The sequence below is a fragment of the Segatella copri genome (genome assembly GCF_949820605.1).
Taxonomy (GTDB): domain Bacteria; phylum Bacteroidota; class Bacteroidia; order Bacteroidales; family Bacteroidaceae; genus Prevotella.
On record NZ_CATKVU010000007.1, the window covers coordinates 44188 to 57033 of the forward strand.

General features: G+C 45.9%; 8 protein-coding genes. 5 read left to right on the forward strand and 3 right to left on the reverse strand.

Annotated elements, in window-relative coordinates:
- Positions 1-221 precede the first annotated feature (221 nt).
- Positions 222-413, reverse strand: coding sequence for a hypothetical protein (locus RCO84_RS14980; protein ID WP_317585544.1), 192 nt, complete (start codon positions 411-413; stop codon positions 222-224).
- A 487-nt stretch (positions 414-900) separates the two neighbouring features.
- Between RCO84_RS14980 and RCO84_RS14985 the strand changes: the two genes are divergently transcribed.
- Positions 901-4170, forward strand: a complete 3270-nt coding sequence (locus tag RCO84_RS14985) for a glycoside hydrolase family 2 TIM barrel-domain containing protein (RefSeq protein WP_317585545.1) — start codon at positions 901-903, stop codon at positions 4168-4170.
- A 220-nt stretch (positions 4171-4390) separates the two neighbouring features.
- The gene (locus RCO84_RS14990; protein WP_317585547.1) at positions 4391-6331 is read left to right on the forward strand and encodes an alpha-L-arabinofuranosidase C-terminal domain-containing protein; all 1941 of its coding nucleotides are present in this window, start codon (positions 4391-4393) and stop codon (positions 6329-6331) included.
- A 219-nt stretch (positions 6332-6550) separates the two neighbouring features.
- On the opposite strand, the gene RCO84_RS14995 is transcribed toward RCO84_RS14990, so the two are convergent.
- The gene (locus RCO84_RS14995; protein ID WP_317585792.1) at positions 6551-7294 is read right to left on the reverse strand and encodes a DUF4143 domain-containing protein; all 744 of its coding nucleotides are present in this window, start codon (positions 7292-7294) and stop codon (positions 6551-6553) included.
- 323 nt (positions 7295-7617) lie between these two features.
- Between RCO84_RS14995 and RCO84_RS15000 the strand changes: the two genes are divergently transcribed.
- From RCO84_RS15000 to RCO84_RS15010, 3 genes are all read left to right on the forward strand, one after another.
- The gene (locus RCO84_RS15000; protein ID WP_287798341.1) at positions 7618-9807 is read left to right on the forward strand and encodes a glutamine synthetase III family protein; all 2190 of its coding nucleotides are present in this window, start codon (positions 7618-7620) and stop codon (positions 9805-9807) included.
- Positions 9808-10067: 260 nt separating this feature from the next.
- The gene (locus RCO84_RS15005) at positions 10068-10673 is read left to right on the forward strand and encodes an ATP-binding protein (RefSeq protein WP_317585549.1); all 606 of its coding nucleotides are present in this window, start codon (positions 10068-10070) and stop codon (positions 10671-10673) included.
- A 26-nt stretch (positions 10674-10699) separates the two neighbouring features.
- Positions 10700-11401: a DUF4143 domain-containing protein gene (locus tag RCO84_RS15010; protein WP_317585550.1), complete on the forward strand. Its 702-nt coding sequence runs from the start codon at positions 10700-10702 to the stop codon at positions 11399-11401.
- Between the two features lie 367 nt (positions 11402-11768).
- Here the strand turns inward: RCO84_RS15010 and RCO84_RS15015 are convergent, their stop codons facing one another.
- A complete protein-coding gene (locus tag RCO84_RS15015; RefSeq protein ID WP_287819477.1) occupies positions 11769-12530 on the reverse strand; it encodes a sensor histidine kinase in 762 nt (253 codons plus the stop codon).
- Between the last annotated feature and the right edge of the window lie 316 nt (positions 12531-12846).

Consider the following 12846-nt stretch of genomic DNA (forward strand, 5'->3'; position numbering starts at 1 on the left):
TTGCTTTTGCAACAGAAATGAAGTCTTACAAGGCTTTTGAAGGAAGCTTTTTATAAGAGGATTTTAGGAAGAAAGGAAAGAGAAACGGAACTAAAAACGAAAAAAGAAGATAGAAAAAGCGAAAAAGGAGCAAAGACTATGAATAAGTCTCTACTCCTTTTCTTATCATTTGACAGTTGGATTTAACTTCATTTGTTGATGTTGGATCTTGCTTCCGTGAATTACCCCTCGAGGATAATAGCTGCCACGTCTTCGGGCGAATTCCATAGGATTCCGTCTTGCAACTCATCGTCGGTAAATCCGTTGAGTGCTTCCTGTGCTTCCTTTGGAGTAATGGCTGGAGTGCCGTCCTCGTTCTTAGTATCGAGCAAAGCCTGCAAGATGGCTGCTCTGTATTCTTCGATTGTCATCATAATTTTTATGTCGTTTCGTTGTTTATTTTATGATGGCAAAGGTAATGCATTTTTTTGGAAACACCAAACTTTTTTGTCATTTTCTTTTAGCGGATATTGAAAAAGTTTTATATATTTATATGCCTTTCTATGATGGTATGGCTACCTTTAAAGGTGGAAACTGCAGCACAAAAGAAGATGTTTCATGGTGCTGACTATGTGTTCATGGCAGACATGTGGAACCCAAAGCACTTGAGTGACAGCAGACACTTGTGGGTACCTATTTCTTGGGAAAATGGTGCTCCGGTGTTGAAAAAACAATAAAAAATACGGTCGTTCTGCTTGTTTCTAACTTAATTTTCATATATTTGCAGTTGCTTAGCTGAGGCTACCGGCAACATGGAGGCATATAAGATGCTCAAGTAAGATGCCTATATATAATAAGGTATAGAATAGCCTATATATAATAAGGTGTAATTTCAATCTAATGTATAAATAACTAACAAACATGAAACAGAGACTGTTCGTAACATTGAGTTTGGCAGGATTAGCAATGGCAACCTTTGGTGCAACCAAACCGAAGACTGCCATTAAGTCGTTGAATAAGACGACCATCCAACAGCCAACTTACACAGAATGGCACGACCTTCAGGTGAATGCCATCAATCGTTTTCCGTTGCACACCAATTTCTTCACCTATCCGGCAGATGACTGGGTTTCGGAGAAGGATGGTAAAATCGTGAGCAAGGATATCCTGCACATGAACAAGACGGAGAGCAAGTATTTCCTTTCGCTCGACGGAACCTGGAAGTTCAACTGGGTGGCTAATGCCGACCAGCGTCCTACCGACTTCTACAAGGAAGATCTTGATGATTCCAAATGGAAGACCATGAATGTTCCAGGCAACTGGGAGATGAACGGATTCGGCGATCCGGAGTATGTAAATAATGGTTTTGCATGGCGTGGACATTTTGACCAGCAGCCACCAGCAGTTCCTACCAAGGACAACCATGTTGGTTCTTACCGCCGTATCATCGACATTCCTGCCAACTGGGATGGCAAGCAGGTTGTAGCCCATTTTGGTAGCGTTACTTCCAACATATATCTCTATGTAAACGGCAAGTTTGCCGGTTATGCAGAGGATAGCAAGGTAGCTGCCGAGTTTGACATCACTCCTTATCTGAAGAAGGGCAAGAATCTGATTGCCTTCCAGACCTTCCGCTGGTGCGATGGTTCCTGGGATGAGGATCAGGACTTCTGGCGCTTGAGTGGTGTGGCTCGTGAAAGCTATCTCTTTGCCCGCGATGCCAAGTTGCATTTGGAGGATATCCGTGTTACTCCTGACCTTGTAAACAACTACAAGGATGGTGTGCTCAATATCTCTACCAAGGTAAAGGGTAATGGCAAATTGGCCTTCATCCTGTTCGACAAGGACGGCAAGCAGGTAGCAACCACTACTGGCGTAGCCAAGAATGGTACTGCCAATTTCTCTCTGCAGGTAGCTAATCCTCAGAAGTGGAGTGCCGAGACACCTTATTTATATACCCTGCAGGTTTCCCTGATGGGTGCTCAGAAGAAGGACGCTATGAAGGCGGCTAGCATGACTCCTGTCAAGGTAGGTTTCCGCAAGGTGGAAATCAAGAACAAGCAGTTCCTTGTCAACGGTCAGCCTGTGCTCATTAAGGGTGCCAACCGTCATGAGATGGACCCTGATGGAGGTTATGTATTGAGCATGGAGCGCATGATTCAGGATATCAAGACTATGAAGCGCCTGAATATCAACGCTGTCCGTACCTGCCACTATCCTGACGATCCACGCTGGTACGAACTCTGCGATGAGTATGGTATCTATGTGGTAGCTGAGGCTAACCAGGAGAGTCACGGTTTCCAGTATGGCGATGATGCTGCTGCCAAGAAACCGATGTTTGCCAAGCAGATTATGGAGCGCAACCAGCACAATGTTTCCATGTACTTCAATCATCCTAGTGTCGTAACCTGGAGTATGGGTAATGAGACTGTGATGGGCGATAACTTCCTGCAGGCTTACAAGTGGATCAAGAGCCAGGACCAGAGCCGTCCGGTTCAGTATGAGCAGGCTCGCAGAGGCGAGGGTACCGATATTTTCTGCCCTATGTACTATCCTGTAAGTGCTTGTGAAAAGTATGCGAAGGACCCTAACAGTCCGATGCCACTCATCCAGTGTGAGTACAACCATACTATGGGTAACTCAGGCGGTAACCTGAAGGATTACTGGGATCTGATTCGCAAGTATCCTATCCTCCAGGGTGGTTTCGACTGGGATTTCGTTGACCAGGGCTTGCACCGCAAGGTATTGAAGCCGATGACCATCAAGAATCCTGAGAAGATGAGCAATGAAGAGCTCCGCAAGATAGAATATTGCTACGGTGGTGATTACAACAATTATGACCCTAGCGACAACAACTTCAACTGCAATGGTATCATCGGTCCTGACCGTCAGCTCAATCCTCATGCCTACGAGGTAGCCTACCAGTATCAGAACATCTGGGCTAAGATGGTGAATGCAGAGAAGGGCGAAGTAAGTGTATACAATGAGCACTTCTTCCGCGATCTGAGCAACTATGCCTTGGCATGGAGCCTCATTGAGGATGGCGTGGAGACTCAGAACGGTACCATCGCTGATATCAATGTAGCTGCCCAGCAGACCAAGAACTTCACCATCCCTTACGACCTTTCTAAGGTAAAGGGCAAGGAGGTGTTCCTCAACATCGATTTCCGTCTGAAGAAGGCTGAACCTCTGATGGAGGCTGGTCAGATTGTGGCTTATGCCCAGCTGGCTGTGAAGGAGAAGAAGTGCTGCGGTCATTGTGCAGACAACATGGCTAAGGCTCAGAACGGCAAGAAGGTGAAGGCTAAGCTCATCGACAAGAAGGGCGAGCAGGATATCACCGTTACTACTCCTGATCTGACCGTGAAGGTGAATCGTACCACCGGTCTCATCTCTGAATATACCTATCGTGGCAAGTCGCTCCTCGGCGAGGGCGGTACCCTGAAGCCAAACTTCTGGCGTGCTCCTACCGATAATGATTTCGGTGCCGGCCTGCAGAAGAAGTTCCAGGTTTGGAAGAACCCTGTCATGAATCTGAAGTATGTATCTGCAGAGAAGGACAAGAAGGCAAACACCATCAGCATCTGTGCAACCTATGAGATGCCAGAGGTGAAGGGTGAGCTGGAAATCGATTATCTCATCATGCCTAACACCGGTGCGATGAAGGTAAGCCAGGAGTTTGATGCTTCTGATGATGCCAAGGTCAGCGATCTGTTCCGTTTCGGTATGCTGATGCAGTTGCCATACGATATGGACAAGAGCACGTATTACGGCCGTGGTCCTATCGAGAACTATTCTGACCGTGAGGACTGCATGCGTATTGGAATCTACAGCGATGATGCCGACAACCAGTACTTCCCATACATCCGTCCACAGGAAAGTGGTACCAAGGGCGATATGCGCTGGTGGAACCAGACCGATGCTTCCGGCTTCGGATTCCAGGTGAAGAGCTGCAAGCCATTCTATGCTTCTGCCATCCACTTCGACACCGAAGAACTGGATGATGGTGATGACAAGGATCAGCGCCACAGTTTCAATCTGAAAAAGTCAAGATTCACCAATCTCTTCCTCGATGCAGAGCATTCTGGTGTGGCTGGTGAGAACTCTTGGGGGGCATGGCCTTTGGAGAAATATCGCCTCCATTATGGCGATAAGAACTTCACTTTCGTGCTCATTCCATTAGATAAATAGTAGAAAAGCAGGGATTTATACGAAAATCCAATATATTTAAACAGAAAATCCACCTCATTCGGGGTGGATTTTTTTATCTTTGCAGAAGATTTACTGCACTCGGCAATTTGAAAGCAAGCTTTCATTGCGCTCGTTTGTGTAATCTTTGCAGCAAATTACTGCACCACCTATATTTAATAAGGTGCAAGTACAGACCTAAAAAATAAAAATAACGAACAATATGAGAAAAGCAAAAATTTTCGCAGCAGCATTGCTGGCGATGTCTTCACTCGGAGCTTTCGCACAGCATCAGTTTACTGTTCAGGCTAACAAGCCTGGAGCAGAAATCCAGCCTACCATGTATGGTATCTTCTTCGAGGATATCAACTTCGGTGCCGATGGTGGACTTTATGCAGAGATGGTAGAGAACCGTTCCTTCGAATTCCCACAGCGCCTGATGGGATGGAATACATTCGGAAATGTAACCCTCAGCGACGTAAAACCTGCCTTCGACCGCAATCCTCATTATGTAACACTTGAGAGCGCAGGCGCACGTGAGAAGCAGACTGGTCTTGAGAACCGTGGCTTCTTCGGCATGGGCTTGAAGAAGGATATGAAGTACGATTTCACCGTATATGGCCGTCTTCATCTCATCGATGGCAAGCAGGGCAAAATTCGCGTAGAACTCGTCAATTCAAAGAATAATGTCATTGCCAAGCAGGTCATCAACATCACCAATAATAAATGGCAGAAGCTTACTGCTACCCTTACTTCTCCTCAGACCGATGCCAAGGGTTTGATGCGTGTTTATCTGGAGAAGGGTTCTGAGAGCGTAGACCTCGACCATATCTCTCTCTTCCCTGAGGACAACTGGAATGGTCTCCGTGCCGACCTCGTACAGGATTTGGCTGACTTGAAGCCAGGCATCTTCCGTTTCCCTGGCGGATGTATCGTAGAGGGAACCGACCTCGACACCCGTTATGAGTGGAAGAACTCTGTGGGTGCTCCTGAGAACCGTCCTCTGAACGAGAACCGCTGGAGAGATACCTTCCCACATCGCCTTTTCCCTAACTACTATCAGTCATTGGGCTTGGGCTTCTATGAGTATTTCCTCCTTTCAGAGAAGATTGGTGCTGAACCATTGCCTATTCTCTCTGTAGGTCTGGCTTGCCAGTATCAGAACGATGATAAGGATCCTAATGCGTATGTAGCAGTCAAGGATCTCCAGAGCTATATCGACGATGCACTCGACCTCATCGAGTTTGCCAATGGTCCTGTCACCTCTAAGTGGGGTAAGCTCCGTGCCGATATGGGTCATCCAGCACCATTCAATCTGAAGCAGATTGGTATCGGTAACGAGCAGTGGGGTCCGATGTATCCTGAGCGTCTGCAGAAGTTCATGGAACAAATTCATGCCAAGTATCCAAAGATCAAGATCTGCGGTTCATCTGGTCCATCTGCTGATGGAAAGGATTTCGACTACGGTTGGAAGCAGATGCGCAAGTTGGGCGTAGACATGGTGGATGAGCACTACTACAAGAGTCCAGAATGGTTCCGCAGCAATGCCAGCCGTTACGACAAGTACGACCGCAAGGGTCCTAAGGTCTTTGCCGGTGAGTATGCTGCTCATGCCGAGAATGATCCAAACTCTTGGGAGGCAGCCCTTTCTGAGGCAGCTTTCATGACCGGTTTGGAGCGTAATGCTGATGTGGTTTATCAGGCTACCTATGCACCTCTCTTCGCTCATGTAGAGGGATGGCAGTGGCGTCCGGACCTCATCTGGTTCGATAACCTCAGCTCTGTCCGTTCTGCCAACTACTATGTTCAGCAGCTCTACGGTGAGAACAAGGGTACCAATGTGTTGAAACTTACCGAGAACGGCAAGGCTGTAGCAGGCGAGAATGGTCTCTATGCCACCGCTTGTTTCGACAAGGCTACCAAGAGCTACATCGTAAAGATTGCCAACACCTCTAACGAGGCAAAGGAAATCAACGTAACCTTTAATGGTATCAAGAAGTTGAACCCAGGTAAGGTAACCATTCTCCATGCCGACGATATTCAGGCAGAAAACAAGATAGACAATAAAAATGTGGTTGTTCCTGTAGTATCAGATGCACAGGTTCAGGGCAATGTATTGAACGTGAAGATGAAGCCAAACAGCTTTGTTGTATACCGTTTCTAATTGCCTACCTCCAATCTTCAATAAACCCTTAATGTACAAATAGATAAGTGGATAATGTGAATCCCTTGCGACTCTAGTGGTTGCAAGGGATTTTTTCTCTTCTAATGCCCTTGAAATTACATGGCGACGCAGGAGTTTCTGTGTCAGGACGTAGGAAAGATTACGTCGCCATGTAGGAAAAAGGCACTTTTATTCCTAATCCTGCTTGTTAGCAGACTATCAACGGCTTCTCAATAGGGATAATGCATAGAGAGGCAGTATGGTGACATGCCTTATGGCATTATCGTCCTGCTTGTCAATGTAATCAAATGATCCAAAATTCTCTAAGGAACAACGGAATGCTTCGGTGAGCTTTTTCTCTCTCATGAATAGCCAGAGACTCTTCATGCCGCCCTGAGTGCCCGATTTGATTTCGATAGGGGTAATCTTCATGTTGTGGATTTCCAGATAGTCTATCTCGGCAACACTCTTCCCCTTCTGCTCCCAATAAAACATCTTCTGGCGCTGGATGCATGGTTTGTAACGCATCATCTCGAGTCCGGCAACCATTTCTGTTACGCCTCCCTTATTGACAAGCTCCTGAGGAGTGCCGGCTAAAATAAGTTCTATGAGCTGCTGAGACAGGTCGCCTTCCAGTTGAAGCACGGCTAACAGTAATCCTGGGTCCAGAAAGAGGACCTTCATGCTTTTCTCGTCAGCTTCCGCATCCAGCGGAATACCATTGCCCGAGGTAGCGACCACAGGAGTAACGATTCCTGCAAGTGTCAACAGGCGGATGGCTTCTCTGATTTGTGAACTCTGATAATCTGCTGATATTTGCTTGTATGTCAACTTCTCTCCTGCCTGATGACAGATGCCACGCATCGTTGTGCGCAGTAAATCTGGGTTGACTCTCTTTTTATACTTGCTGAAATCATCTTCGTATGTCAGAATGATGTCTTCCTGGATGTTTCCGCATGGAATCTTCCTTCCAGGCGATGAGTTCTGAGTCTATGTTTCTATGTATATATTCTGCCATAATCGTAACTGTTTGAATAACAGGTGCAAATATAGCGAAAATACTCAAATCCGAGAAATAAATCGCGTTAAAATACTCAAATCCGAGAAATAATCGGCAATAAAATACTCAAATCCGAGAAATAATATGCGTGAATTGTCTTATCTTTTGCAGGCTAAGAATAAGAAAAGTTTGAATTTTGCATAAAAAATACGCTCAAACGCTAGCAATTTGCTCATTTTTTCGTAACTTTGCACCCGCAAACTTATAATAAATAATAAAAGAAAGAATGGCTAATTTGAGATTTGAGGTTGTAGCCGATGCCTTTAAGAAAAGACCTGTAGAGGTAAAGGCTCCCAAGGTGCGCCCTTCGGAGTACTTCGCCAAGTATGTATTCAACCGCCAGAAGATGTACAAGTATCTGCCATCTGATGTGTATGAGAAACTCATCGATGTGATAGATAACGGTACTCGTCTGGACCGTTCCATCGCTGATGCCGTGGCTGCCGGCATGAAGCTCTGGGCTGAGGAAAACGGGGTAACACATTATACTCACTGGTTCCAGCCATTGACAGAAGGTACTGCCGAGAAGCATGATGCCTTCGTGGAGCATGACGGAAAGGGTGGTATGATTGAGGAATTCTCTGGCAAATTGCTTGTCCAGCAGGAACCTGATGCCAGCTCATTCCCTAACGGCGGTATCCGCAATACCTTCGAGGCTCGTGGCTATTCTGCATGGGATCCAACATCGCCTGTGTTCATCATCGACGATACCCTCTGTATCCCTACCATCTTTATATCTTATACCGGTGAGGCTTTGGACTACAAGGCTCCATTGCTCCGCTCGCTCCATACTCTGAGTGAGGCGGCTACCGAGGTGTGCCACTATTTTTACCCTCAGGTGAAGAAGGTGCAGACCAATCTCGGATGGGAGCAGGAATACTTCCTGGTAGATGAGAGTCTCTATTCGGCTCGCCCTGACCTGATGCTCACAGGCCGTACCCTGATGGGACACGACTCCGCGAAGAACCAGCAGATGGACGACCACTATTTCGGAACAATCCCTGAGCGTGTGCAGGCTTTCATGAAGGATCTGGAAGTACAGGCGCTCGAACTCGGCATCCCTTGCAAGACCCGTCATAACGAGGTGGCACCAAACCAGTTTGAGCTGGCACCTATCTATGAGGAGTGCAATCTTGCCGTAGACCATAATATGCTCCTGATGAGTCTGATGAAGCGTGTGGCTCACAAGCACGGTTTCCGTGTGCTCCTTCACGAGAAGCCATTCGCTGGCGTCAACGGTTCGGGCAAGCACAACAACTGGAGTCTCTGCACCGATACCGGCGTACTGCTCCATGCAGCAGGCAAGACACCGGAGGACAATCTCCGCTTCGTAGTCTTCATCGTAGAGACCCTGATGGGTGTATATAAGCACAACGGACTGCTGAAGGCATCTATCATGAGCGCTACCAATGCGCACCGTTTGGGAGCCAACGAGGCTCCACCAGCCATCATCTCTTCATTCCTCGGCAAGCAGTTGACCGACCTCCTCGACCATATCGAGAAGGCAGACAAGGAAGAACTCTTCGCCCTGGCTGGCAAGAAGGGTATGGAGCTGGATATCCCTGAGATTCCGGAGCTGATGATTGATAATACCGACCGCAACCGTACCTCTCCATTCGCCTTCACCGGAAACCGTTTCGAGTTCCGTGCCGTAGGTTCAGAGGCCAACTGTGCGTCATCTCTCATCGTACTGAATGCTGCCGTAGCTGAGGCTCTCGAAGACTTCAAGGCTCGTGTAGATTCCTTGATTGCTAAGGGCGAGGACCAGACATCGGCTATTATAGATATTGTACGCGAGGATATCAAGACCTGCAAGCCTATCCGCTTCGACGGCAACGGCTATTCTGATGAGTGGAAGGAAGAGGCTCAGAAGCGAGGTCTGGACTGCGAGGCATCCTGCCCGGTAGTCTTCGACCGTTATCTGGATAAGGAAAGCATCGAGATGTTTGCCAAGACCAACGTGATGAGCGAGAGCGAGTTGAAGGCGCGCAACGAGGTGAAGTGGGAGACCTATACCAAGAAGATTCAGATTGAGGCTCGTGTGATGGGCGACCTGAGCATGAACCACATCATCCCTGTGGCTACCCACTATCAGAGCCGTCTGGCAAAGAACGTAGAGGGCATGATTCACATCTTCGGTGGCGAGGAAGGTAAGAAACTGACAGCCCGCAACGTGAAGATTATCCGTGAGATAGCCGAGCGCACCGAGGCAATAGAGCGTGGTGTAGAGGCATTGGTAGATGCCCGCAAGGTAGCCAACAAGATAGAGAGCGAGCGCGAGAAGGCAGTAGCATATCACGACACGGTAGCTCCAAAGATGGAGGAAATCCGTTATCAGATAGACAAGCTCGAGCTCCTGGTAGCCGATGAACTTTGGACTTTGCCAAAGTATCGTGAGCTGTTGTTCATCAGATAATATTTCCTGGATAAGGAATTAAGATAATAAAAAAAGAGTGCATTGTTTGTTACAGTGCACTCTTTTTTTGTTCCGGGAATATGGTAAAGTTGGTTAAGAGTAATATAAAGAACGTGAGGAAGTTTGTTTCCTTGCTTGTTTTTTAGTACTTTTGCCCCATAATTATGGATTCAAGTGTGGAAAATGTGGGGAATTACACAAAAGAGGTATCAAAAATGTGTAAAACTCCACATTTTTCCCACTTCAAGAAAAATAAGGATATGTTTAACAGAACGATTATTCACGAATTGGAGCAATGGAAAGAGCGTAGAGACCGCAAGCCATTGATGATGCTGGGAGCTCGACAAGTAGGCAAGACATCGGTGCTGAAGAAATTTGGAAAAGACAGCTTTGAGCATTGTGCTTATTTCAGTCTTGATGAAGAAGAGGATGTTTGTGATATCTTTTGCAAGACCAAGAACCCGCTGCAAATCATCGAGCAGTTGTCGTATCTTACATCCGAGCCAATCTTGCCTCAAAAGACTTTGCTTATCCTTGATGAGATACAGGATTGTCCGGAAGCCATTAGTGCCATGAAATATTTCTGCGAAAAGACCCCCGAGTATGCTGTGGCTTGTGCCGGTTCGCTCCAGGGGTTGGCTTTTGGGCATCAGGGATTTTCGTTTCCAGTGGGAAAGGTGGATCACATGAACATGTATCCTGTTACTTTTTCTGAGTTTCTGGAACAGCGTGATGCCAGACTCTATCAGTATTATATGTCGATAGATAGTTTGGAACCACTTCCTGATGTGTTTTTCGACCGTCTCTTGCAAGCCTTTACCGCCTATCGTATTTCTGGTGAAATGCCGGCAGTGGCTATGAAATAGAGAAAGATTTGAATGGTGTGGAAACGATGCTTCGTAACATACTGCAGGATTATTCCTTGGACTTTGTGAAGCATGCCACGCCTTTGCTTGCCAATAGAATTTCGCATGTCTGGCGGTCATTGCCGTCACAGTTGGCCAAGGAGAATAGAAAATTTGTTTATCAGCTGGTCCGTCCTGGTGCGGGAGCCCGTGAATATGAGAATGCTCTTACATGGCTTCAGAATGCAGGACTGATATACAAGGTAAGTTTGTGTTCTACTCCACAGGTACCTTTGAAATCATATGAAGATTTGAGCATCTTTAAGATTTACAGTCTTGATGTGGGCTTGTTGCGAGTTCTTGCAGAGTTGAGTCCTGAGGCATATTTGAGTGATAATCCAATTTTTAAGGAATATAAGGGAGCTTTGGCTGAGAGCTATGTTCTTCAGAGTCTGGTGGCCAATGGAATCAGTTGCTCTCATTATTGGGCATCAGGAAATACGGCCGAAATAGAATTCATTATTCAGCGTGGTTTGGATGTGATTCCTATGGAGGTGAAGTCGGGAACAAGTGTTACCGGGCGCAGTTTGATAGAGTATAACAAGAAGTATTCTCCCCGTCTGCGCATCAGATATTCCATGCTTAATCTCAAAAAGGATGATACTTTTGTCAATATCCCTCTTTTCCTGGCAGATAGAACAGAGCAGTTGATAGGATATGTGCAGTGGCCTTGCTATGTGGCAATGTAAATATTTATATCCATAATTAGTTTCCTTGGCTTGGGGTAATCTAGCAGTGAGAAGATGGATTATAACATGCATGTTTCCTCTTTTTTATCACTTTCAGCAAAATAAAATTCTATAGTTGTACGACTATAAAGCTACAGTTGTACGACTATACATGCTATAGTTGTACAACCATAGAGCTATAGTTGTACAACTATAGGGTTCTTAGTCGTACAACTATAGAATTCCTATTCGTTATTTTAAAAGTGTAAATGTGTAACGCGTTGATTTACAGTATATTGCTATTTATTGTTGTATTTGCAATATTCATGAATAAATTGGAGTCAGTTGAAAATATGGAAATCTCAGCGATGTAAAGCTAAAGAAAAAATCACGGAAGAACCTGATGTTGCCTCATCATTATAATCGGCACCTTTACCATATAAGTCTTTTCTGATTGCAGAACGATGGGAACGAAGGCTGTCAGCAGTTTATAGCGGTCGAAGAGATTCTTGATGCCTATTCCTGAGCTGGAGAAAGCCGATGGACTTTCTTCCGGATAAGGAACGAAGGCATTCGCTACGCATACATAGTCGCCATCCCTGTAAATATGTATCGCCAGTGGATGCTCCTCCGAATGCTGGTTATGCTTCACGGCATTCTCTACTAGAAGCTGAAGACTCAGTGGCAATATCTTCTCGTCATCGCTGTGACAGATACCAGCATCTATGGTAAACACAAAGTTGCCCGTGTATCTCATCTCGATGTGATGGCAGTAATCACGGATGAATCTTAAACTTTCGTTCAGCGAAACGGTATCGTCGCTGATATGGGCTACAATATATTTGTAGATATGGGCCAACCTGACGGTAAACTCGCTAGCTTTCCGAGGATCTTCCTCTATGATGCCCGATAATGTGCCCAGACTGTTGAACATGAAATGTGGATCAAGCTGTAGTTTCAGCATGTTCAGCTGGGCCTTCATCGCCTTTTCGCTTTCGCCCTTCAGTTGTTGTGCCATCTCCAGGTTTTCATCATTCTTCTGCTTCAGAATAATTCCACAAGAACGCACCATGCTCACGTTTGATATCAGGATAAACATGACGAGTTGGATATAGAAAAGTTCCACGGCAGAATTCTGCAATCCATTCATTTCCTGGATATCACAGATTCCATAGCTTAAAAAAGCACTGCAGACGGTATTGAAGGCCAATGATATCAGGCAAAAAATATATATCCTGACATTGGTGATACCCTTGTCCAATATGCGTTTGGCTACATAGTCGCATGCCATATTACTGCCAGTAAAGTAACCCGAGAACAATATCAAATATAAAAACACAAGGTACATGGAAGTCTCAGAGAATGGATCTTGCACCAGAATCGACATTGGAAATCTGAAATATACTATGATATAAAAGAAGAAAAATGTGGTGACACTGATTCTGCTAACTCCCAATATTGAGAAT

Coding starts and splice junctions, on each gene's coding strand:
- RCO84_RS15000 (WP_287798341.1), top strand. CDS start 7,618: ATGGCTAATTTGAGATTTGAGGTTGTAGCCGATGCCTTTAAGAAAAGA.
- RCO84_RS15005 (WP_317585549.1), top strand. CDS start 10,068: ATGTTTAACAGAACGATTATTCACGAATTGGAGCAATGGAAAGAGCGT.
- RCO84_RS14990 (WP_317585547.1), top strand. CDS start 4,391: ATGAGAAAAGCAAAAATTTTCGCAGCAGCATTGCTGGCGATGTCTTCA.
- RCO84_RS14985 (WP_317585545.1), top strand. CDS start 901: ATGAAACAGAGACTGTTCGTAACATTGAGTTTGGCAGGATTAGCAATG.
- RCO84_RS15010 (WP_317585550.1), top strand. CDS start 10,700: ATGCTTCGTAACATACTGCAGGATTATTCCTTGGACTTTGTGAAGCAT.
- RCO84_RS15015 (WP_287819477.1), bottom strand. CDS start 12,530: ATGAATGGATTGCAGAATTCTGCCGTGGAACTTTTCTATATCCAACTC.
- RCO84_RS14980 (WP_317585544.1), bottom strand. CDS start 413: ATGATGACAATCGAAGAATACAGAGCAGCCATCTTGCAGGCTTTGCTC.